General features: G+C 66.0%; 23 protein-coding genes and 1 pseudogene. 10 read left to right on the plus strand and 14 right to left on the minus strand.

Going from position 1 to position 21,764, the window contains the following annotated elements; genetic code table 11:
- Positions 1–598 precede the first annotated feature (598 nt).
- Positions 599–1,162, minus strand: a complete 564-nt coding sequence (locus ACVMB0_RS23720) for a TetR/AcrR family transcriptional regulator (protein ID WP_461347847.1) — start codon at positions 1,160–1,162, stop codon at positions 599–601.
- Positions 1,163–1,275: 113 nt separating this feature from the next.
- Between ACVMB0_RS23720 and ACVMB0_RS23725 the strand changes: the two genes are divergently transcribed.
- A complete protein-coding gene (locus tag ACVMB0_RS23725) occupies positions 1,276–1,929 on the plus strand; it encodes a glutathione S-transferase (RefSeq protein WP_461347848.1) in 654 nt (217 codons plus the stop codon).
- Between the two features lie 136 nt (positions 1,930–2,065).
- Here ACVMB0_RS23725 and ACVMB0_RS23730 read toward each other — a convergent pair whose 3' ends face one another.
- Complete coding sequence (locus ACVMB0_RS23730; protein ID WP_461347849.1) at positions 2,066–2,665, minus strand: NADPH-dependent F420 reductase; 600 nt, start codon at positions 2,663–2,665, stop codon at positions 2,066–2,068.
- A gap of 72 nt (positions 2,666–2,737) precedes the next feature.
- Positions 2,738–3,472 (minus strand): SDR family NAD(P)-dependent oxidoreductase, encoded by a 735-nt coding sequence (locus ACVMB0_RS23735; protein ID WP_456755292.1) that lies wholly within the window; start codon positions 3,470–3,472, stop codon positions 2,738–2,740.
- A 293-nt stretch (positions 3,473–3,765) separates the two neighbouring features.
- Here ACVMB0_RS23735 and ACVMB0_RS23740 point away from each other — a divergent pair, with 293 nt between their 5' ends.
- Positions 3,766–4,662, plus strand: coding sequence for a LysR family transcriptional regulator (locus tag ACVMB0_RS23740; RefSeq protein WP_461347850.1), 897 nt, complete (start codon positions 3,766–3,768; stop codon positions 4,660–4,662).
- Between the two features lie 86 nt (positions 4,663–4,748).
- Here ACVMB0_RS23740 and ACVMB0_RS23745 read toward each other — a convergent pair whose 3' ends face one another.
- Positions 4,749–4,985 carry a hypothetical protein gene (locus ACVMB0_RS23745; protein ID WP_456798206.1) on the minus strand — a complete coding sequence of 79 codons (237 nt, stop codon included), beginning with the start codon at positions 4,983–4,985 and terminating at the stop codon, positions 4,749–4,751.
- Positions 4,986–5,216: 231 nt separating this feature from the next.
- Positions 5,217–5,855, minus strand: a complete 639-nt coding sequence (locus tag ACVMB0_RS23750; RefSeq protein WP_461347851.1) for a glutathione S-transferase family protein — start codon at positions 5,853–5,855, stop codon at positions 5,217–5,219.
- 905 nt (positions 5,856–6,760) lie between these two features.
- Between ACVMB0_RS23750 and ACVMB0_RS23755 the strand changes: the two genes are divergently transcribed.
- Positions 6,761–7,237 (plus strand): VOC family protein, encoded by a 477-nt coding sequence (locus ACVMB0_RS23755; RefSeq protein WP_456756559.1) that lies wholly within the window; start codon positions 6,761–6,763, stop codon positions 7,235–7,237.
- A 65-nt stretch (positions 7,238–7,302) separates the two neighbouring features.
- Here ACVMB0_RS23755 and ACVMB0_RS23760 read toward each other — a convergent pair whose 3' ends face one another.
- Complete coding sequence (locus ACVMB0_RS23760; RefSeq protein ID WP_461347852.1) at positions 7,303–8,286, minus strand: toll/interleukin-1 receptor domain-containing protein; 984 nt, start codon at positions 8,284–8,286, stop codon at positions 7,303–7,305.
- A gap of 175 nt (positions 8,287–8,461) precedes the next feature.
- On the opposite strand from ACVMB0_RS23760, the gene ACVMB0_RS23765 reads away from it, so the two are divergent.
- Positions 8,462–9,724 carry a serine hydrolase domain-containing protein gene (locus ACVMB0_RS23765; protein WP_461347853.1) on the plus strand — a complete coding sequence of 421 codons (1,263 nt, stop codon included), beginning with the start codon at positions 8,462–8,464 and terminating at the stop codon, positions 9,722–9,724.
- A gap of 125 nt (positions 9,725–9,849) precedes the next feature.
- Here the strand turns inward: ACVMB0_RS23765 and ACVMB0_RS23770 are convergent, their stop codons facing one another.
- The 3 genes from ACVMB0_RS23770 to ACVMB0_RS23780 all read right to left on the minus strand — a co-directional run bounded on the left by ACVMB0_RS23770 (position 9,850) and on the right by ACVMB0_RS23780 (position 11,688).
- The gene (locus tag ACVMB0_RS23770; RefSeq protein ID WP_461347854.1) at positions 9,850–10,347 is read right to left on the minus strand and encodes a peptide deformylase; all 498 of its coding nucleotides are present in this window, start codon (positions 10,345–10,347) and stop codon (positions 9,850–9,852) included.
- A gap of 69 nt (positions 10,348–10,416) precedes the next feature.
- Positions 10,417–11,289 carry a bifunctional helix-turn-helix transcriptional regulator/GNAT family N-acetyltransferase gene (locus tag ACVMB0_RS23775; RefSeq protein ID WP_461347855.1) on the minus strand — a complete coding sequence of 291 codons (873 nt, stop codon included), beginning with the start codon at positions 11,287–11,289 and terminating at the stop codon, positions 10,417–10,419.
- Positions 11,290–11,361: 72 nt separating this feature from the next.
- Positions 11,362–11,688 carry an EamA family transporter gene (locus ACVMB0_RS23780; protein ID WP_461347856.1) on the minus strand — a complete coding sequence of 109 codons (327 nt, stop codon included), beginning with the start codon at positions 11,686–11,688 and terminating at the stop codon, positions 11,362–11,364.
- 74 nt (positions 11,689–11,762) lie between these two features.
- On the opposite strand from ACVMB0_RS23780, the gene ACVMB0_RS23785 reads away from it, so the two are divergent.
- A complete protein-coding gene (locus ACVMB0_RS23785; RefSeq protein WP_461347857.1) occupies positions 11,763–11,984 on the plus strand; it encodes a hypothetical protein in 222 nt (73 codons plus the stop codon).
- Here ACVMB0_RS23785 and ACVMB0_RS23790 read toward each other — a convergent pair.
- Both ACVMB0_RS23790 and ACVMB0_RS23795 read right to left on the minus strand, forming a co-directional pair.
- Positions 11,882–12,223: pseudogene (locus ACVMB0_RS23790) on the minus strand (EamA family transporter); the annotation flags it as partial. The gene ACVMB0_RS23785 and the pseudogene ACVMB0_RS23790 overlap by 103 nt on opposite strands.
- A complete protein-coding gene (locus tag ACVMB0_RS23795; RefSeq protein WP_461347858.1) occupies positions 12,220–12,726 on the minus strand; it encodes a MarR family winged helix-turn-helix transcriptional regulator in 507 nt (168 codons plus the stop codon). The pseudogene ACVMB0_RS23790 and the gene ACVMB0_RS23795, both read right to left, overlap by 4 nt.
- A 207-nt stretch (positions 12,727–12,933) precedes the next feature.
- On the opposite strand from ACVMB0_RS23795, the gene ACVMB0_RS23800 reads away from it, so the two are divergent.
- Positions 12,934–13,731 (plus strand): DUF899 domain-containing protein, encoded by a 798-nt coding sequence (locus ACVMB0_RS23800; protein WP_461347859.1) that lies wholly within the window; start codon positions 12,934–12,936, stop codon positions 13,729–13,731.
- 33 nt (positions 13,732–13,764) lie between these two features.
- Here the strand turns inward: ACVMB0_RS23800 and ACVMB0_RS23805 are convergent, their stop codons facing one another.
- Positions 13,765–14,667, minus strand: a complete 903-nt coding sequence (locus tag ACVMB0_RS23805; RefSeq protein WP_461347860.1) for a LysR family transcriptional regulator — start codon at positions 14,665–14,667, stop codon at positions 13,765–13,767.
- 104 nt (positions 14,668–14,771) lie between these two features.
- On the opposite strand from ACVMB0_RS23805, the gene ACVMB0_RS23810 reads away from it, so the two are divergent.
- Genes ACVMB0_RS23810 through ACVMB0_RS23820 form a run of 3 tightly spaced genes read left to right on the plus strand, consistent with a single transcriptional unit; the run spans position 14,772 to position 18,215 of the window.
- Positions 14,772–15,530 carry a GNAT family N-acetyltransferase gene (locus ACVMB0_RS23810; protein WP_461347861.1) on the plus strand — a complete coding sequence of 253 codons (759 nt, stop codon included), beginning with the start codon at positions 14,772–14,774 and terminating at the stop codon, positions 15,528–15,530.
- On the plus strand, positions 15,527–16,705 hold the full coding sequence (locus ACVMB0_RS23815; protein ID WP_461347862.1) for an MFS transporter: 1,179 nt from the start codon (positions 15,527–15,529) through the stop codon (positions 16,703–16,705). Before ACVMB0_RS23810 ends, ACVMB0_RS23815 begins: the two co-directional genes overlap by 4 nt.
- A gap of 46 nt (positions 16,706–16,751) precedes the next feature.
- Positions 16,752–18,215 (plus strand): M20/M25/M40 family metallo-hydrolase, encoded by a 1,464-nt coding sequence (locus ACVMB0_RS23820; RefSeq protein WP_461347863.1) that lies wholly within the window; start codon positions 16,752–16,754, stop codon positions 18,213–18,215.
- Positions 18,216–18,232: 17 nt separating this feature from the next.
- Here ACVMB0_RS23820 and ACVMB0_RS23825 read toward each other — a convergent pair whose 3' ends face one another.
- On the minus strand, positions 18,233–19,669 hold the full coding sequence (locus tag ACVMB0_RS23825) for an MFS transporter (protein ID WP_461347864.1): 1,437 nt from the start codon (positions 19,667–19,669) through the stop codon (positions 18,233–18,235).
- 116 nt (positions 19,670–19,785) lie between these two features.
- Between ACVMB0_RS23825 and ACVMB0_RS23830 the strand changes: the two genes are divergently transcribed.
- Entirely contained in the window at positions 19,786–20,697 is a 912-nt protein-coding gene (locus ACVMB0_RS23830; RefSeq protein WP_461347865.1) for a LysR family transcriptional regulator, read from the plus strand.
- Between the two features lie 16 nt (positions 20,698–20,713).
- Here the strand turns inward: ACVMB0_RS23830 and ACVMB0_RS23835 are convergent, their stop codons facing one another.
- On the minus strand, positions 20,714–21,613 hold the full coding sequence (locus ACVMB0_RS23835) for a LysR family transcriptional regulator (RefSeq protein WP_461347866.1): 900 nt from the start codon (positions 21,611–21,613) through the stop codon (positions 20,714–20,716).
- Positions 21,614–21,764 lie beyond the last annotated feature (151 nt).

The raw sequence follows: 21,764 nt of genomic DNA on the forward strand, positions 1-21,764 counted from the left end.
TGCGACAAATCACCCCGACGGGCAACTCACCAAAAACCCGTCAATCCCTAAATAAGAAAATATTCCGCTTGGCGTTTGACCCAACTCAGATGTTCAATAGGTGCGTCTCACCCGACACGAGGGGCGGATCGCGATCGTCACGAACGCGGGTCGAGATGCGGTGGACGCTGAATGCGCAACTGACGAGTGCGCACGAGGTGGACGGCGAAATCGTGCAGGCCTGACGCCCTAGTGGTAGGTGTCTCTTCACATTGCGCGTTGCGCGTGGCGAAGACGGTGACAACAAAGCCCAGTCTCGCCGGGGAGAGCACGTATAAGCCGTAAGCCATCGCGCAGGGAAGGCCGGGTTGTTCCCGGTTACACCTGTGGTCCTACCCCCGTGCTTACTACCCATTGCACGGGGCCCATGGGTGCGATCGGCACCCGGTCTTCCCTGCGCCGTCTGCCAAGCGAGGGCGAAACGACACGCAAGGCTCGGACGTTTCAGTCGCGAGAATGCCGTTGCATGCCCTTGCGCCGGTTGATGCGCGAGGGGTGGAGAGGGTGGATCGGCCGGAGGCGCGATGCACCATATCAGCTGGATTGAACCATGGACGAGCTACTTCGGCAAAAGACCCGCGGCGCGATAATTGTCGATCGCGGCGTCGTAGAGCGAAATATCGGCGCGGCTTCGGGCGACGAGCTGCGCGCCGGCGATGGCGGCGAAGATGGCGCGGGCGCGCTGATCGCTCTTTCTTGCACTGACCAGGCCCGCCGCCACCAACAGCTTGCTCAGCCACGCCACGTTGACGTCGGCAAAGGTCTGCACCTCCGTCTTCACAGCGTCGGGCAGGTCGTCGACCTCCGCGGACATGAAGCTGCACAGGCACATGCGATTGTCGTTCTCGAGCGCCTTGCGAAACACCTCGGGATAGCGGCGCAGGCAGCGGACCGGATCGGCGGCTTCCGCCAGCATCGCCTCGAGCTGGGCGGCGGTGTCCTCCCAGTAGCGCCGCGCCACGGCGGCGCCGAGCTCGGCCTTGCTCGGGAAATGGTGATAGATGCTGGCCGCCTTGATCCCGACGCCATCAGCGAGATCGCGGAAATTCAGGCCGCCATAGCCGCGCGCCTGCGCGGTCCGCCTTGCTGCCGCCAAGATGGCCTCCCGCGCGCTTGAACTCACGTCGTCCTCTCACTGCTTCGTTATCTACCAAGTGACAGGTAGGGCTTGACCGTCAGAATTAAAAGTCTTCATGTCGGACCTACCAAGTGACAGGTAGATAAACAGGAGTCATGATGAAGATTTACGATTTTCCGACCGGCCCCTATCCGGCCCGCGTTCGCATCGCCTTGGCCGAAAAGAACCTGCGGCCGCAGGTCGAGTTCGTCCTGGTCGATCTCTACAAGGGCGAGCACAAGCAGCCCGAATTCCTCGCCAAGAACTACTCCGGCACCTTGCCGGTGCTCGAACTCGACGACGGGACCTACATTGGCGAGTGCACGGCGATTACCGAGTACCTCGACGCGCTCGACGGCGCGCCGACGCTGACCGGCAGGACGCCGCGCGAAAAGGGCGTGATCCACATGATGAGCAAGCGTGCCGAACTGGAGGTGCTCGACGCCATCAGCGTCTATTTCCACCACGCCACGCCGGGGCTGGGGCCGCATGTCGAGATCTATCAGAATCCCGAATGGGGATTCCGTCAGCGCGACAAGGCGCTGAGGGGGATGCACTACTTCGACGGCATCCTGAAACGCCAGCCGTTCGTCGCCGGCGAGGCGTTCACGATGGCCGACATCACGCTGATCGGCGGCTTGATCTTCGCGGGACTCGTGAAGGTGCCGGTGCCCGTGGAGTGCGAGGCGCTTTCGGCATGGTATGCACGGATGCAGGAGCGTCCGAGCGTCAAGAACCGGATCACGATGTCCGAGCCGGCCAAGGCATCTTGATTGAGCAGGCGTGGTCCGCAGTGAGCGAAGCGATATCCGGGGACTTCGTGCGCGTCCCGCATGTCGCTACGCTCACGCGGGCTACTCGCTGCTCATGCGGGCCACTCGCACCCGGAGTCAATTACACCATCGTGAGTCACTGCTCCCTCTTGAACAGATCCTGGAAGATCAGCGGGCCCCAGATCCGGCCGCGTGCGTGCACCAGCGCGCCGCCCTCGTTGAGCTTTCCGAGCTTGACCGGCGCGAACCCGAGTTGCTTGGCCAGGGCCGCAACCGGAGCGATCGCGTCGTCGTCGTCACCGGACAGGAAGACCACCCGGTGGCCGCCCTCGACGACGGGATCGGCAGCCAGTTTGGCCGCGACCAGATGATTGAAGCCTTTGACATACCGGGCGCCGGTGAACGCCTTCGCGGCGAAGGCGGAGGACGGAAGATCGTCGAGCTCCTCGGGCGGAAGCAACGCGTTCATCGCGTCGATCACGGTCTTGCCTTGCCAGCTCGGCAGCGCCTTTGCGACCTCGCGATGCTCCCCGAACGGGACCGCCAGGATGATGGTGTCGGCCGCGAGTGCATCCCGCAGCGATTTGGCGACGACCGTAGGTCCGATTGCCCGGGCCTGCGGCGCCAGCTCCGCGGGCGGCCGGCGGCTCGCGACGGCCACCTCGAGGTTCTTGCGGGCGAAGGCCCGGGCGAGGGCCTGGCCGACCTTGCCGAAGCCGATAATTGCGTAACTCATATGCTTCTCCTCTGGTTTGCCGCGCCGTGCGGGTTGCGAAGATCGAATGGAGTGACCGGCCGGCGTTGCCCGTCAGATTTGCGCCAGGCCGCCGTCGACGGCGACTTCGCTGGCGGTCATGAAGCTGCTGTCCGGCGAGGCGAGGAAGGCGGCCACCGCACCGATCTCCGCCGGATCGGCCATGCGCTTGAGCGGATTGAGCGAGGCGAACACCTTCATGCCTTCCTCGCCCAGCGCTTCCACCGCGAGTTCAGTCGCCGTCGGCCCGGGCGACAGCACGTTGACGCGGATGCCGGTGCCCTTCAGGTCCTCCGCCCAGGTCCGCGCCAGGTTGCGCACGGCGGCCTTGCTCGCGCCGTAGGCGCTGAATGCCGGAGCGCCGGTGGTGCCGGCGCTCGATCCCGTCAGGATGATCGAACCGCCCTCGGACATCAGCGGCAGCGCCTTCTGGACCGTGAAGATCGAACCCTTCACGTTGGTATCGAAGATTTCGTCGATGTGTTCGGCGGTGATCTTGCCGAGCGGAAGCTGGCTTCCTGCACCGGCATTGGCGAAGACGACGTCGAGGGTTCCGCGCTCGGCTTTGATCGCCGCGTAGAGCCGGTCGAGGTCGGCCTGATCGGAGACCGAGCCCTGCACCGCGCGAGCCTTGGGCCCGAGCTCGGCGATGGCGGCGTCGAGCGCCTGCTGCCGGCGGCCGAAGATGAAGACGAAGGCGCCTTCCTCGATGAAGCGCTTTGCTGCCGCGCGGCCGATGCCGGTCGCGCCACCCGTGATCACTGCAACCTTACCCTCAAGCTTTCCCATGATTGTCCTTCAGGCTCCATCTTCGACGCGTTTGGGGGAGGGCCCCCGAGAGCCTCGACATAGGCCCGCCGGCCTCACGCGTAGAGTGCGGAAGCGCGCACATCGGTGGTGCGAAATCGATCCACCTGGACGGCTGACGCCAGCGGCGGGGCATCGGTGTCCGCCGTTCGTGAATTGCGCCGCGTGCTTACCGGCATAGGCTTTGATCACCGCCAATGTCTCCCCACATACGAGCTTCTGATGTGTCGGATACGAGCTTTGGAAGGGGCGCCGCGGTGGTGCCGGATTGCACCATGATCGACTGGGATGACGTTCGCTACTTTCTGGCGGTTGCGCGCGGAGGCTCGGTGCGAGCCGCCGCCGAGCGCCTCGGGGTCAATCACTCAACCGTGCTCCGGCGCATCGCCCAGCTCGAGGAACGCCTCGGGGCGCAGATGTTCGAACGGCTGCCTTCGGGCTACCGCCTGACGGCTGCGGGGGAGGAGGTGCTCGAATTCGCCGACCAGATGGAAGCGTCGTCGCACCAGCTGGAGACGCGCGTGTTCGGGCGCGACCAGAGCGTGCGTGGGCGTCTGCGGGTCACGCTGGCGCCGACCCTTGCGACACACCTGCTGATGCCGGACTTCGCCGAGTTCGCGCGTCTGTATCCGGACATCGAGATGGACATCCTGTCGTCCGGCGAACTGGCAAACCTGACCAACCGGGAGGCCGACGTCGCGATCCGCGTCGTCTACGACCGCAAGACCCTGCCGCTCAATCTGCACGGCCAGAAGGGACCGGAGCTGTTCGGCGGCATCTACATGTCGCGCGATCGACTGGCCGCGTGGCGCGCCGGCGCGCCTGAGCCGATGCGCTGGATCGTCATCAGCCTTCACGGAATCCCGGACTGGGCCCACGAGGGCGAGGTGCGCGCCGCGGGGGTTCCGTTCAGGATCACGGACGCCGAGGCGCAGCTCGTTGCCGTCCGGCAAGGGCTCGGGATGACGACCCTGCCGTGCTTCGTTGGCGATGCCGACCCACTCCTGGTGAGGGTGCCTGGCACCCACCTGCACATGTACGGAACGCTCTGGCTTCTCACCCAGGGGGAGACGCGCAAGACCAAGCGCGTGCGGTTCTTCACCGAGTTCGTCTCCCGCCGGCTCGCCGCCTACGCGCCGCTTCTCGCGGGCTTGTCCATATCGCGCGACTGACGCGCGGACGTAGCGAGCGTAGCGGTGACATAGCGCGCCAATCAAGCGGCCAGCGGCCGCTCGACCGGTCGATGCGTCCGGCGCGATCAATACGGACCGGGTTCGCAGGGGACATTGTCGCCGGTCCAGGGCGCGGTGGCGAACGAACCGACGCGCGGCGCCGGAATGCAGGCGCGGCCGTTGACGTAGACCGGCTCGGCCGGCACGGCGGCGCTGGCCTCTGCGACGTGGCGGGACACTGCATGGCTTTCACGCGCCATTGCCGGCGACGCGATCATGGCAACCGCGATCAAAGCAGCCGACAGCAGTTTGACGTTCGTCATTGCGTTTCTCCGTTTGTTGATGGGGCCAAGCAGTCTGGCCTCGTCGGATAAGTGCGCGCAGCAACGGCGGAGTTAAATGCAATCCTCGCTCACGCCGGCTCAACGCTGCGTGAGTCATGCGGCCGTCGCGGTTGGGTTACAGCGATGTGTAGCGTCGCTGAAAGACCGGATGAATGAAACGTGATCCATCGCGTCTTCGCGTGATGGACGTGAGGCGGGCTGCGTCCGCCGCTAGCGCGTGTTGACCGCAAGCTGCGCCGCGAACGCCCGCCGGTAAGCCGGCCGCGCTTCGCCGCGCGCGACATAGGCGGCGAGGTTCGGGTATTCGTCGAGGAGGCCCGATGCTCTCAGTCTGAGCAGCACCGAGACCATCATCAGGTCGCCCGCGCTGAATCGGCCGTCGAGCCAGTCGGCCTCGCCGAGACGCGCGGAGAGCTGTCTCAGCCGCTCGCGGATGCGATCCATCACCAGCGGCAGACGCGCTTTGCTCCAGGGCTTGTCGCCCTCCAGGATCCTCGTGGTGACGAGTTCGAGGATCGCCGGTTCCACGGTGTTGACCGCGGCAAACATCCAGCTGATGGCGCGGGCGCGGGCGTTGGCATTGTCGGGTAGCAGGCCCGCATGGCGCTCGGCGATGTGGAGCACGATCGAGCCTGTCTCGAACAGCGCGAGATCGCCGTCCTCATAGGTCGGAATCTGACCGAACGGATGCAGCGTCAGATGTGCGGGCTGCTTCATCGCCTGGAATGAAACCAGGCGGACTTCGTAAGACTGCCCCACTTCCTCCAGCGCCCAGCGGACGCGCGTGTCGCGCGCCAACCCCTTGCCGCCGTCGGGGGATCGCTCGAAGGCGGTGATGATAGGTGGCATCGTGTCTCTCCGTGTCCTTGCCAGGCGTCCCGAGGACGAATGCGCGGCGCGTGCCCCGACAGGCGATGTTGGATTTCTCTTGACCGCAATCGTAGCCCGGATGGAGCGAAGCGTAATCCGGTTCCTTGCGAATGGCAGACCCGGTCCCGGATTGCGCTGCGCTCCATCCGGGCTACGGATTACGGTGGAGACGTCGCGCGGCTGAGTTGCCTCGATGCAAATCAAATTGCTTCGCGCGACCTGCGACATATCACCCCGACGGGCAACTCAGCAAACCCTGTCAATCACCTCGCGTGAAAATATTTCGCTTTATCAGAAGGAAAATTCAGTATACAAATGCGCCGTCTCGCCCGACACGAGGGCGCTTCGCGGTCGTCACGAACGCGGGTCGAGATGCGGTGGACGCCGAATGCGCAGTTGACGAACGTGCATGAGGCGGACGGCGAAGTCGTGCAGGCCTGACGCCCTAGCGGTAGGTGTCTTTTCGGATTGCGCAATGCGCGTTGCGAAGACGGTGACAACAAAGCCAAGTCTCGCCGGGGAGAGCACGTATAAGCCGTAACCCATCGCGCAGGGAAGGCCGGGTTGTTTCCGGTTACACCTGTGGTCCTACCCCCGAGCTTTCTACCCCATTGCTCGGGGCCCATGGGTGCGATCGGCACCCGGTCTTCCCTGCGCCCTCTGTTCGAAAGCGGGCGAAACCAGACGCAAAGGCCCGGGCGGTTCCCGCCGCGGCAATGCGGACGTATGGCTCGCGGTATCGCAACAGGTTCGACGTGGTCCTGGCTTTTCGCCAGGGCGACAGTGGTGTGTTTGGAGGCGGTGGTGTTCCGCAAATTATTTTCATCAGCCTGTCGGCCGGCGTCGTCGTCAACCGTCCTTTGCCCACACAAGGAGGACTGCACATGACCGATCTCGTCACATGCCTTTGGTTCGATCAGGGCCAGGCGCGCGCAGCGGCGGAGTTCTACGCCGCGACGTTTCCCGACAGCCATGTCGATGCGGGGCATATATCGCCGATACCGGGCATCGGGCAGGGCGAGGAACTGACGGTCGAATTCACCGTGCTCGGCCGCCGCTTCGTCGGGCTGAACGGCGGCTCCAACTTCACGCCGAACGAGGCGGTCAGCTTCATGGTGTTGACCGACAGCCAGGAGGAGACCGATCGCTACTGGAATGCCGTCACGTCGCACGGTGGCAAGGAATTGCCGTGCGGGTGGTGCCGGGATCGCTGGGGCTTTACCTGGCAGATCACGCCGCGGCGGCTGCTCGAACTCGTCAACGGCGCCGATCGCGCCGCCGGCAAGCGCGCGATGGAAGCGATGATGACGATGAAGAACATCGACATTGCCACGATCGAGCGGGCGGCGGCAAACGCGTAGGGCGGATCTGCGGCAAGCAGCAATCCGCGATGTCGTTGGTATGTGGATCGCGGACCTCGCCGGGATCAGAGCCGGAACTCGTTTGCCTCGGCAATCGGCATGATCGGCACGTCCAGAAGCTCATTGAGCAATTCCTGCCGGAAACTTTGCGACGTGTCCGTGATCGGGGCGTGGAATGCATATCGCGTCTTCAGATAGAGCGGCGTTCCCTCGGCGATGTCGTTCGTTCGCACGATGATCTGGTATTTGGTGCTCTCCGGCGGAAGACTGGCGATGTCTCCCTGAATGATCATTGTCTCCCAACCGACGCCGCCAAGGCGCCCATCCGCCTTCTGCTTGTAGGCTTCATCGCATACGACAATCACCTTTTTGGCCATCGCGAGTTCGTTGCACATCCACTGCGGCAGATCCATGCCACGCCGCAGATGAAACTTGTCAAGCCTTGCCTGGATGCCGTGCTCGATCAGGTAAAGCGCGAGGCTTTTCACCCACGCGACGGCTTCGTCCGATTTTGACGTGTGGCTGATGAAGACACGCGGCGACTCCGTTGATGGGGTTGTCGGCGTCTCGGTGGGGCGATCGTTTCTCAGACGCTCATAAACGTCGCGGTGAAGCACATGGATGGTCAGCGATGCATGAGACGCCGCCGTTGCGCAAAAGCCGGCCTTCAGGGCGGCCACGACCTTCTCGCTCCGCAGGCCGCCGGCGCCGGCTCCCAGGAGCGGAGCCGAGACGGCCCTCACCGAGGGGTGATCGCGGGTGAACTGGCCCAGCTTTTGGCCGATCGACTCGATGGCGGGGACGGTTGAATACCTGCCGCGAACCGACGCAGCAAAACCGACGTATTGCGCAATGTTGTCCGCACCTTCAAACGGCACGATCTCGACGGTGCCGAGCTCCATTCGCTCGCTCGGATGTGGAATTGAGTGATGAACCAGCGAACGCGCGACAAATCCGGTGATGGTGCCCGCCGTCGAGCACGGCAGCGCGATGAGATCGGAAGGCCCATCGAATAGGTCACCAAGACGCAGTCTTACGGTCGGTTCCATACCGAGCTCCAACGGAAAATGTCTTGCGAACGCGAAAAGGTCTGCGGCGGAAAGGTTGCAAGCTACATGATTTCGCCTGTGCCTAGAAGTCCCCTTTGGCCGGCACACATGCCGGGTGTGCCGGGTGTCTGACTATGTTACGAATCCCGTATCGTCCCTCCCGGAGCCGTCATTGATGTCCGTCGCAGCCGCCGCCAATCAACAACAAAATCCCACCGCCACCGAGAGCGATCCGCAAGTGCTCGGCTGGATGCAGGGCTTTCCGCCGCCGCAGGACAAGACGATCACGTTCCAGGACGGCTCGTTCCGCAGCTTCCCCGAGCTGCGCTGGGCCTGGAGCAACATTCGCCAGCTGGTGCCGACGGTGAATGTCTGGCGCGGGGCAGGGCCGGCATCGGAGCTGCCGCGCGAGGATCACGATATCGGCGCATCCGCGTCGGTGACGATGGACGGCCGGCCGCAGACTTTTGCGCGCATGCTCGAGGACAGCTACGCCGACGGCATCGCCGTGCTGCATCGGGGCAAACTGATCTACGAGCGCTATTTCGGCGCGTTGAAACCGCACAAGCCGCATATCGCGATGTCTGTGACGAAATCGTTCACCGGCACGCTCGCCGGTATCCTGATCGCCGAGGGCAAGATCGATCCGCGGGCGCCGATCACGGATTACGTGCCGGAGCTGAAGGCCAGCGCATTCGGCGACGCGCGCGTGCACGAGGCGATGGATATGACCACGGGCCTGAAATACACCGAGGTCTATACCGACAGGAATTCCGACGTGTGGGGGCTGCGGCGCGCCAACGGCATGGCGCCGATCCCGCCGGGCTACGACGGCGCGACCAACATCTTCGATTTCCTCTGCGGGCAGCAGAAGCAGGGCGAGCACGGCAAGGCGTTCGCCTACAAGACCGTCAATTCCGACGTGCTGGCCTTCATCGTCAGGCGCGCCAGCGGCATGACCTTGTCCGATTTGCTGTCCGAGAAGATCTGGGCGCCGATGGGCGCGGAGGAGGATGCGCATTACCACGTCGATCGGATCGGCACCGAGAGCGGTGGCGGCGGGCTCTCGACCACGCTGCGCGATCTCGCCCGCTTCGGCGAGACCATCCGCAACCACGGCCGCTTCAACGGCCGCCAGATCGTGCCGTCCACGGTGGTCGAGGACATCGCGCGCGGCGGCGATCCCGAGAAATTCAAGCCGGCCGGCTACGCCACGCTGCCCGGCGCATCCTACCGCAATCAATGGTGGGTGACGCACAATGCGCATGGCGCCTACATGGCGCGCGGCGTGCACGGCCAGGGCATCTATATCGATCCCAAGGCCGAGATGGTGATCGCGCGCTACGCCTCGCACCCGATGGCGGGCAACGCTGCCAACGACCCGGTGACGCTGCCGGCCTACATGGCGCTGGCGAAGGATTTGATGGCGGGAGGCTAGCAACGCAGGCGGACTCGCACGGTGCCGTAGGGTGGATTAGCCGGAGGCCTAATCCACCGACCAATCTCACCAGTGATGCTGGTTTCGGCGGGTTACGTTTCGCTAACCCGCCTTACGAATCTCGCTTAACCGCACGACAGCTTCTCATACCGCTTGATCAATCGCTCCCGCTTCAGGCGGGACAAACGCCTGATCCAGAACACGCCGTCGAGCTGATCGATCTCATGCTGATGGCACACCGCGCGCAGGCCAAAGGATTCCTCGGTCTGCATGTTGCCGTCGAGATCCTGGTAGCGGATGCGGATCCGTGCATGGCGCTCGACCTCGTCGGTGACGCCGGGCATCGAGACGCTGCCTTCCTTGTGCAGGATCATCTCGGGCGAGGTCCGGATGATCTCCGGATTGACGTAGGTGCGCGGGCCTTCACTGGCGTCGAGCTCGAGCACCACGACGCGCAGCGGCACGCCGATATGCGGCGCGGTGATGCCGATGCCGGGCGCGGCGCGCATGGTCTCGAGCAGGTCAGCCGCCAGCTCGCGCAGCGCGTCGTCGAACACGGCCACCGGCTCAGCCGGCAGCGCGAGGCGCGGATCGGGATAGCGGACGATGGGGCGAATGGTCATGACGCTGTCTTAGGCCGGCGCAACGTGCCGGACAACACGGGCATGCAGCGGCCGCGCGCGCTACGCCGCTCAGAGCCGCTTTTCGAAGAACAGGTCGGGGTAGGGATCGTCGTTGAAGCGCGGGATCTCGGTCCAGCCGGTCCGGCGGTAAAGCCGGCCGGCTTCCGCCAGCGCGCTGTTGGTGTCGAGCCGCAGCACCGCGATGCCGAGATCGTGTGCGGCGCGCTCGGCGGCGTCCATCAGGCGGCGGCCGAGGCCGAGCCCGCGCGCGGCCGGCGCGACCCACAGCCGCTTGATCTCCGCGAACTCGCCGCTGGTGCCTTTCAGCCCAACGCAGCCGAGCGGCAGGCCGTCCGACATCGCCACGATGAAGCTGCCGCGCGGGCGCACCATGTCCTTGGCCTCGGGATCGCGCGACAGTTTGACGTCAAAGCCCTGTTTGAAGCGGCGCGCGAGCTCCGCGTAATACTCGCCGAGGCAGTAGCGCGCCTCGTCGCTGCGCGGGTCCATCTCATCCAGCGAGGTGCCGTCGCGCCCGAGTGCCGAGGCGATCAGATCCATCGCCGCCAGCAGCGCCTCGCGCTGGCTGTGGTGGCCAAGAAAGTCCTTGGCCTGCCGGTTCGAGATCGCCTCATAGGCGTTGAACTCGCGCTTGCCTGTCGGCGTCAGCCTGGCGATGCGGCGGCGGGCGTCGTCGCCATGTGCGGTGGTCTCGATCAGCCCTTCGTCCTCGAGGCTGCGCAGCAGGCGGCTCATCAGGCCGGAATCGAGCCCGAGATAATCCCTGATGTCGCCGACATCGGCACGTCCGTGGCCGATCGCGTTCAGCACCCGCGCCGCCCCGAGCGGCCGGCCGCGGCCGAGGAACGAGGTGTCGAGCGCGCCGACCGCAGAGGTGACGGCACGGTTGAAGCGGCGAACGCGGGAAACGGGGTCGAGCATATATCTGACTTTAGTCAGATATCGTCCGGGCGTCAATTGCGTTGGTTGCCCGGCGCGGCAGCCGAACGAAACCTAAGCCCGTGCCAGCACCAGCACATTGCCGGCAAGGATCGCGGCGGCGCCGGCGAGCACCGGCCAGCCCAGTGCGAGGTGCTCGAACAGCGCCGACAGCACGAGGGCGACGAGCGGCACGAGCGCGAGCGTGTAGGCGGCGCGGCCGGGACCGAGCCGGCGTACCAGCTCGAAATACAGCATGAAGGTGATGCAGGACGCTGCGACGGCGAGATAGAGGAAGCTCGTGACATAGGACAGGGACAAATCGACCGCAAACCGCGTGCCGGTCGCGACCGCCCACAGCGCGCTCGCGGCTGCGCCGATGAAGGCGCCCCAGGCCAGCACGGAAGAAAACCGGCAATCCGGCGCGCTGGTTGCGCGCGCCGACGGTGGTGCCGGCCCCGGTCGCGACCGCCGCCGTGAGCGCCCAGGCGAAACCCGCGAGCGATGCGGTGCCATGCGCGCCTGCGCCGGGCAGGAAGATGATCGCGAGCCCGGCGATGCCGCACAGCGCGCCCCACACGAAGCCGGAGGAGATCGGCACACCGAGCGCGGCGCGTGCGATCACGGCGGCGAACAGCGACGAGGTCGAGAGCACCAGCGCCGCAAGGCCGCTCGGCATCCGCGCGGTGGCTTCATAGAAGGCGATGAAAGCGATGGCGAAGAACAGCAGGCCCTGCAACGCGACGGCCGGGCGGTCCTTGCGCGGGATCGCAAGCGGCACGCCGCGCAGCCGCCCGTAGCCGAGCAGGATGAGACCTGCGAGGACCATGCGCAGCGCCACCGACCATGGCGCGGGCGTGACGCCGGCCTGCATCGCGGTGGCCAGCGCGCCGCCGCCCCAGAGCAGTGCGGTCAGCGCGAACAGCGCGGCGGTCATGGCGCGCCAATGTCGTCGCGCAGCGCGCGCCAGCCGCCCACGTCGATCCGCGCGCTCTCCGCCTCGAGCCGGGTGAGGGCGGTATCGAGCGTGGTTTGCTCGCTGTCGGAGAGGCGCGCCAGCAGCCGCGCCTGGATCGCGCTGCCGAGTGCGGCGATCCGGTTGAACGCGGCCCGGCCGCTGCGGGTGATGCTGACCGCAGCGTAACGGCGGTCGGTCTTGCCGGGACGCCGCACCGCGAAGCCGAGCTCGGTGAGCTGGCCGATGCCGCGGCTGACCGCGAACGGATCGAGCGCGCAGGCGCGGCCGATCTCGGAGGCATTGGCCGCATCGCGCTCGGCGATGACGGCGAGGATTCGCCAGCCGGCCTGGCTCAAGCCGAATGTCTCGCTGTAGAAGCTCTCGAGCGGGCGCGCGATCTGGGCTGCGACCAGGAACAGGCGATAGGGCAGCCAGGCGCTGAGCGTCAGGCCATCGTCGGAGGCGCGGGCAGTCTGTTTCATGGCGAAAGGCTCGCATATATAATTGCAGAGTGCAAGCATTATGCAAATAGATCGCAAGGCGCCGATGCGCAAATCCCGACACACTTGTCACTCCCACTTGTCATGGCCGCCGCGCCAGATTGCGGCATGACCAATGACGAACGGCCGCCGGCGCCGGAACTGCGCAGGGGTCCCGGAGTTCGTCCAATTCGAAAGATGGAGAGCATCATGACCAAATCAGCAGAAAACGACCGCGGCGGGCTGGCGAGGATGCAGACGCCGCCGGTGGTATCGCGCGAGGCGTGGGAGGCGGCGCGCCTCGAGATGCTGGTGAAGGAGAAGGCGCATGTGCGGGCGCGCGACGCACTGGCGGCCGAGCGGCGGCGGATGCCGTGGATGGCGGTCGAAAAGCCGTATGTCTTCGAGGGACCGAACGGCAGGATGAGCCTGCTCGATCTGTTCGAGGGTCGCCGGCAGCTGATCATCTACCGCGCGTTCTTCGAGCCCGGCGTGTTCGGCTGGCCGGATCACGGCTGCCGCGGCTGCTCGCTCGGCGCCGATCAGGTCAGTCATCTCTCGCACCTGAACCAGCGCGACACCACGCTGGCCTACGCCTCGCGTGCACCGCAGGCCGACATCGCGCGGCTGAAGGCGCGGATGGAATGGGAGATGCCGTGGTACACCATCACCGACAGCTTTGATGCCGACTTCGGCGTCGCCGAGTGGCACGGTCACAACGTGTTCATCCGCGATGGCGAGCGGATCTTCCGAACCTACCTCGTCAACAGCCGCGGCGATGAATCGATGGGCACGGTGTGGAGCTATCTCGACATCACGCCGTTCGGCCGCCAGGAGCTCTGGGAGGATTCGCCGAAGGGCTACCCACAGGGCCCAACCTACAAATGGTGGAACTGGCACGACAATTACGAGGCCGAGACCACGCCGAACGCGAAGTGGGCGGCAGTGACCGATGCCGGCGAGGCCGCATTCCGAAAGATCGCCGAGCAGGAACGCAAGGCGACTTGAGCGGTGGAGCAGGGAGGACGCGCGGCGTCCTCCCTAGCGCTCGTTGTCCTTCGCGGCCGAGAGCGCCTTCAATGCCGACAGCATCTCGCGCAGCCCGCGGTCGAGGCGCTTGTCGCGGCGGATCACGACGGCGAGCCGGCGGTGGAGTTTGGGCGACAGCGACCGGACGATCAGGTCGTGTTGCTTGGTCCTGGCAGGGACGGCCATGCCGGGCAGGATTGCGCAGCCAAGGCCGGCGCGCACCATCTCCTTGATCGCCTCGACGCTGCCGAGTGACATCAACGGCTTCAGCGACACGCCGCCGCGCGCCAGCCATTCGTCGGCAGTGCGCCGGGTGTTGCCGCCGGGCTCGAACAGCAGGACCGGCCGCGTCGCCAGCACCTCCGGCGTGACCCGCGCCGGCAGCTTCATGTCGCGCGGCGCGATCAGCACGAACTCGTCGTTCATGACCGGAGTGATCTCGAAGCTGCGTCCCGACACCGGCAACGTCACCAGCGCGATGTCGATCGTGTTGTCCTCGACCGCCCGCGCGATCTCCGCGGTGTTGCCGGTCGTGACCGTGATCTCCAGCGACGGCAATGCAGTCCGCAACTCCCTGAGAATCGGCGGCAGCAGGAAGATGCAGGCGGTCGCGCCGGTGCCGAGCCGCACACGGCCGGCGGTTCCCGTGGTTTGCTGGGCGACGGCGTCGACCGCCGAGGTCACGGCGGCGTTGATCTGGTGCGCATGCGAGAGCAGGGCGGCGCCGGCGGCGGTCGGCCTGGCGCGTCGTCCGACCCTCTCGATCAAGGTCGCATTCAGGCTGCGCTCGAGCTGGCGCACCTGCAGGCTCACCGCAGGCTGCGTCAGCTGCAATCGCTCGGCCGCGGCCGAGAAGCTGCCGCTGTCGATCACGACGGCGAAGCTCTCGAGATAGTCGAGGTTGAGGCTCTTCATCAAAGTATCTTTTATGCTGCGCATAAGTTGCAAAAGCTTCCCTTATATAAGGCCGGGGCGCATAGTCCGGCAAGCGACGACTTCGACAGATCGGGAAACGGGCATTGTCCGGCCTCAAGTTCATTGGCGGCGTCATCGTCGAGCTGGGGCGCTATCTTGTGGTCTCGCCGCATTCGCGGATTCGCCGCTGGCAGGCGCTGCGCGAGCTCGACGATCGCCTGCTGGCGGATGTCGGACTGTCGCGCAGCGACGTCGAGATGGGTCTATGGTGCGCGCAGCGTGCACCGACGCGAGACGAGAATGGAAAGATGAGCAACAGCGAGAACACCGTGATCCGCGACGCCACCGAGGTCGACATGGCGGAGGTGCAGCGCATCTACGCGCACCATGTGCTCAGCGGGCTGGCGACGTTCGAGGAGGTACCGCCGACGCTCGACGAGATGCTTGGGCGTCGCGCCGCCGTGCTGGCCGCCGGGCTGCCATATCTCGTGGCCGATATTGACGGACGCGTGGCCGGCTACTCCTACGCGACGGCGTACCGGCCGCGGCCCGCCTATCGCAACACCATCGAGGATTCGGTCTACGTGTCGGAAGCCCTGCGCGGCCGCCGCGTCGGCGCGGCGCTGCTGCAGGCGCTGATCGAACGATCGGAGGAGGGGCCCTGGCGGCAAATGATCGCCGTGATCGGCAATAGCGGCAACGCCGGATCGATCGCGCTGCACCGTCGCCTGGGTTTCGAGATGGTCGGAACGCTGAGATCGGTCGGCTTCAAGCTCGGGCAATGGGTCGACACCGTGCTGATGCAACGGCCGCTCGGGCCGGGCGCCTCCACGCTCCCCTCGGACAGGGAAGCAGTCCGGTGATCGCACGCCGGATCGTGGCCGCCCTCGGGCTGGCGCAACTGATCTCGTGGGGCGCGACCTATTATCTGATCGGCGGGTTCGGCGAGCAGATATCAGCGGATCTCGGCTGGAGCCGCGACATCGTCTATGGCGGGTTTGCCGCAGCGCTGTTGGTGATGGGGGTGACGTCGCCGCTTGCGGGAAAATGGGTCGACGGTCGCGGTGGCCGCGAGGTGATGGTCGCAGGCGCCGTCATCAACGCGCTCGGCTGCGCCGGTCTCGCGGTCTCGCATCAGATCGGCACCTACTTCGTATCGTGGATCGTCCTCGGGCTCGGCATGCGGCTGACGCTGTACGATGCGGCGTTCGCGGCGCTGGCCCGGATCGGCGGACCGGAGGCGCGCCGTGCGATGTCCGGCATCACCTTGCTCGGCGGCCTGGCCGCCACCGTGTTCTGGCCGCTCGGCCACGCGCTCTCGGAACATTTCGGCTGGCGCATCGCGGTGCTGGCCTATGCCGGCTTTGCGCTGCTGACGATTCCGCTGCATCTGCTGATTCCCAACCGGCGGTTTGCCGGCGTGCCGACCGCTGCCGCGACGGCAGCCCGGACGCCGCTCGCGGTCGGCCGGCGGCAATTGGCGGCGGCCGGCGGGCTTTATGCCGTGACCACGACCGGCGCGAACTTCCTCAATGCCGGCATGTCGGCGCACATGATCGCGGTGCTGTCAGGCCTCGGGCTCACGGTCACCGTGGCGGTATGGATCGCGACGCTGCGCGGCATCGGGCAATCCGCCGCGCGTCTCTGTGAAATCCTGTTCGGCGCACGGCTCGATCCGCTCGCACTCAACCTGACGGCCTGCCTGATCATGCCGCTGTCCTTCATCGCGGGCCTGTTCAGCGGACCGTCGAAGGAGATGGGGATCGCGTTTGCGCTGCTCTACGGCGCCTGCAACGGCATTCTGACCATTACCCGGGGAACGCTGCCGCTGATCCTGTTCGATCACCGCAGCTACGGCACGCTGGTCGGCCGGCTCATCGTTCCGAGCTTCATCCTGCCGGCAGCGGCGCCGTTGGTCTACGCGGTCGTGATCGACCGCCTCGGCGATGCGAGCGCGCTCTATCTTTCCATAGGCCTTGCCCTGACAACGCTGCTCGCGGCTGCCGTGCTGAAACTGCTGTTTCCGAGGGCTGCCTGAAGGCTGTCCCGCGGCATATGCTTTAGAAAACGAGAGGAACGAGAACGTGACGTCAAAGATCAAGAACAATTTCGCTTCCTTGGTGCTCGCCGCGGGCATCGTCTTCTCCGGAACCGGCTTCGGTACCGCCGAGCCTTATGGCGACCGCACGGTGGCGTTGCTCAAGAAGCTGATCGCCTTCGACACCTCGAACGGCCCGGGCGACACCCGGGCGCTCGCCGAATATCTGAAGTCGCAGTTCTCGCCGCTCGGCGCCGAGGTGGACATCTTCGTCGCCCCGAACGGCAAGGCGGCGCATTTCATCGCGCGGCTGCGTGGCGACGGGTCGAAGAAACCGGTGCTGCTGGCCGCGCATGCCGACGTCGTTCCGGTCGAGCGCGAAAAATGGACCGTCGAGCCGTTTGCCGGCGTCGAGAAGGACGGCTTCGTCTATGGCCGCGGCGCGATGGACTTTAAAGGCGGGCTCGCCGTCTTCGCCAGCGCGGTGATGCGGCTTGCGGAGGAGAAGACGCCGCTGTCGCGCGACGTGATCTTCCTCGCCGAGGCTGACGAGGAGCAGGGCCAGTACAGCACGGTGTGGCTGGCGAAGAACCATTGGGACAAGATCGACGCGGAATTCGCCCTGAACGAAGGCGGCTACGTGTTGCAGGAGCGCGACGGCACGGTGCGCCAGATCAACGTCACGACGGCGGAGAAGCTCTCGGCAACGTTTGCGTTGAGGGCGACCGGTCCCTCCGGCCATTCCTCGCGGCCGTTCCCGGCCGGCGCGATGGCCAATGACCGCCTGATCGCGGCGCTGGCCAGGCTCGCGGTGCATGATCCGGCGGTCAAGCTGGTGCCGGCAACCGCGGCCTATTTCAAGGCGCTGCTGCCGATCAGTTCGGAGCAGACGGCTGCCGATATCAAGCAGCTGCTGGCTGCAAAGGACCAGGCCGATCTCGATAAGGCCGGACAGAAGCTGGTCGCCGACAATCCGAAGGACAGCCTGCTGCTGCACGCGCTGCTGCGCGACACCATGGTGATCACGATGATCGATGCCGGCATCAAGCCCAACGTCATTCCCGGCGACGCCAAGGCGGTCGTGAATACGCGGCTGCTGCCGGGAACGACGACAGACCAGATGATTGCCGAGATCAAGCGCGTGGTCGGCGATCCCGGCATCGAGGTCAGCATCGTCACCGCGTTGACGCAGCAGGAGGCGCGGGACGCCTATCTGATGCGGAGCAAGATGCCGGGATCGCCGGTCGAGACCGAGCTTTATGCGGCGCTGGAGCGCAACGCGAAGCGGGTCTGGACCAACGCCGTGCTGGTGCCGACGATGTTCGAGGCCGGGACCGACGCCACCGCCTGGCGCGAGCGCAACGTGCCGGTCTATGGCATCTATCCCTATCCGCTCGACGACGACATCCTGAGCCGGATGCATGGCAATGACGAAAGGATCGGCGTCGAGGCCATCAAGCAGGGCGAGGAGTGGATCTACAACACGCTGCGCGAGGTCGCGAAGAAATAGGATTGCCTCCGGCCAATTCACGCGGCGGGCTCTCGCGGCAGCCACAGCGACAGCCAGCCGCCGAGCGCCAGCAGCGCGACGTTGCAGCCGAGTGCGATCGTGAAGGCATGCGCGTAGTCGTCGGCCTGCGGATGCGGGCCGAGCAGGCTGTAGAACACGCCGCCGATGACCGCGACGCCGAGTGCGGCGCCGATCTGGAATGTCGAGATCATCATGCCCGACGCCAGCCCGGCATGACGCGGATCGATGCTGCCGATCACGGCCTTGATCACCGACGGCATCACGGTGCCGAAGCCGAGCCCGCCGCAGATCAGGCCGAACTCGAGGCTTTGCGGCAGCGCGCCGCCGACCGACAGCATCACGACGCCGAAGCCGATCACCTGGAGCGCGAAGCCCAGCGTCAGCGTGCGCGCGCCGAGCCATTGCATCACCAGCGACGACACCAGTGAGCTGACGAAGAAGCCGCTGGCAAAGGGCAGGGTGGCAAGGCCGGCCGCGAGCGGCGAAAAATGCAGTCCGCTTTGTAGGTAGACCGCAAAGGTCAGATAGAACGACGACAGCATGTAGAAGGCGAGCGCCATCACCAGCCCGATCACGAAGTCGCTGTTGCGCAGGAGATGCAGCGCCACCAGCGGATCGCCGCCGCGCGCGGACAGGCGGGCCTCGAAGCGGATGAAAGCGGCGAGCAACAGCGGCGACGCCAGCAGCATTGCGACGATCCAGATCGGCCAGCCGGATTCGCGGCCCTCGATCAGCGGATAGACCAGGAGACCGAGCGTGAGCGACAGCAGGGAGACGCCGCCGATGTCGAGCCGCTGGGCCTGATCGGCGCGCGAGTCGGTCAGGAACAGCAGCCCGCCGATGAGGGCGATGAGGCCGATCGGCAGATTGATCAGGAAGATCGCCTGCCAGGCCAGTCCGAACGGATGGGCCGAGACCAGGACGCCGCCGAGCACCTGGCCGCAGATGTTGGCGAGGCCGAACGTCGCACCGTAGAAGCCGAGCGCGCGGCCCTGCTCGGCCGCGGGGAACAGCACTCGGATCGACGCGAGCACTTGCGGCGCCATCACGGTTGCGGCGAGGCCCTGAAGAATTCGTCCAGCGACGAGCACGGTGGGCGACCAGGCAATGCCGCACATCACCGACGCAATCGTGAAGCCGGCGACGCCGGTCAGGAACATGCGCCGTCGCCCCAAGAGGTCGCCGAGCCGGCCGCCGGTGATCAGGAAGACGGCGTAGGTCGCGGCATAGGCCGAGATCACGAACTGCACCTCGCTTGGGCTCGCGCCGAGACTGTCGCGAATGGCTGGCAGCGCCAGGTTGACGACGTTGAAGTCGAGGATCGGCAGGAAGGCGCCGGTGAGCAGCACCGGCAGCGCCAGCCATCGCCGCGGATCGGCCGCCGCCGGCCGCGTGTCGTGCAATCGGAATGTCTCGGTGGTCTCGCTGGTCACCTGCCTGCTCCTCTGGTCAATCGGCGGCGTATCGCGCCGGTCGATCGAATTCCCGGAAGATGGCCTGTCTGTTTGTGATAAGGCATTACCGAAGGATGCGAAGCGAGTTTGCAAAAATGCACAGTGCTCTCGACTGGAATGACCTCCGCCTCGTGCTCGCGGTTGCACGCGAGGGCAGTCTGTCGGGCGCGGCGCGCAGGTTGGGCGTCACGCATTCGACGGTGTTTCGTCGCCTCGGCGCGATCGAGACCGTGATCGGGACGCGGCTGTTCGAGCGCTTTCGCGATGGTTACGCGCCGACGCCGGCCGGCGAGACCGCGGCGGCGTCGGCGGCCCGGCTCGAGGAGGAGGTGCTCGCGCTCGAGCGCAAGCTCGAGGGGCAGGACCTCAGGCCATCGGGCACGGTCCGGATCACGACGACCGATACGCTCGGCACGGTGCTGATGCGGCATCTGCCCGCGATGCGCGCCGCGCATCCGGAGATCCAGCCGGAGATCATCATCTCCAACGCGATGGCGAACCTCACGCGCCGCGAGGCCGAGATCGCGATCCGGCCGACGCCGGCGCCGTCCGAGTTACTGGTCGGACGGCGGATCGCCGATATTGCCCATGCGGTCTACGGATCGCGCAGCTATCTGGCCCGGCGCGGCGACAAGGATCTGTCGGCGCATGACTGGATCGGGCTCGACGACGCGCTCGCCGGAACCGTCATCGCCGGTTGGATGCGCGAGGAGCTTCATGCGGCGCGGATCGCCTGCCGCGTCGATGCGCTGCCGGCGCTGTGTGACGCCGCGGCGGCCGGAATGGGGCTCGCCTTGCTGCCGTGTTATGTCGGCGATGTCGCGCCCGCGCTGCGGCGGGTCACGCCGAAGGCGCTCGTCGAGCCGCGCTCCGCGCTGTGGCTACTGACCCATGACGATCTCAAGCGCACCGCGCGCATTCGCGCGACGCTCGATTTCCTCGCCAAGGCGCTGGCGTCGGAGCGCGCGCTGTTTGAGGGCAAGCGCGCCGGCCGCCCGCGGCGCTAGACGGTCTTGCAGATGTTCACATCTGAAGGACCTTTGCCGGGGTGCTGCTTGCTGTCCGATCAACTGGCGGCCGATGATGGTCGCGAAAGGCGCTGACGATCGTCTTCAGGATCGCGCGGGATCCGGCGTCGGACAATGCCGACAGCAGCACGATCTCGGACGGGGCCAGCGCAGGGAGGCCGAATTTTTCGCCAACCTCGATCGTGCCGGGAGGCGCCATCCGGCGCGAGAATACCGAAATCGCAAGGCCGGCTGAAACGGCCTCGGCAACGGCAAAGGCGCCGCAACCAAGGAAGGTCTCTGTCCACGGAAGTCCCGCAGCGTCGAGTGCATGCGTCGCGGTGTTGAGGATGCCGCAGGACGGTGAGGAGGCTGCAAGTCGAAACGGCTCGCCGGAGCGATGGACAAAGCCGGGCGTGGCAAACCAGCCGAAATGATCAGGTCCGAGCACGTCGCCGTCGCGGCGGTCGTCCTCGCGAAACACGATCACCGCGTCGATCGTGCCGCGATCGAACGCATCGATCAGGTCACGGGCATAATCGAGCCGGACCTCGATCGTGAGCGCCGGGTCATGCGCGCTCAGCCGCGCCAGCACCGTGGGGAGCTCGGGCGCTCCGACATGGGTGGCTATTCCGAGCGAGAAACGGCGGCGCGCCGACGACAGGCCGGCAACGGCGCGGTCGTGCGCGGCAAGGAAGGCGCGCGCGGGTTCGAGAAACACCGCGCCCTGTGCCGACAGGCGCACCGATCGCGGCGTCCGCTCGACCAGCCTCTGTCCGACCTGGCGCTCCAGTCGCTTCAGTTTCACGCTGATCGCGCCTTGCGTGGTGCCGAGCGCATCGGCGGCACGGGTGAAGCTCTTGAGATCGGCGATCGTCACGAACGCCTTGACGGCATCGACATCGAGGGTGGTCATGTCATTCATCCGGAATTGTTGTCTCTGAAATATCTAGTCATCCAATTCACCAATGCTCAAGCGGTGACTAGCTTTGCGTTGTGAAGCGCCGCGGCCACCCGATTCCTGCCGCTGCTGCCTCAATACATCGTGAGTCGATCGACCGACGCTG

This window comes from Bradyrhizobium sp. USDA 4451 (assembly GCF_054822585.1).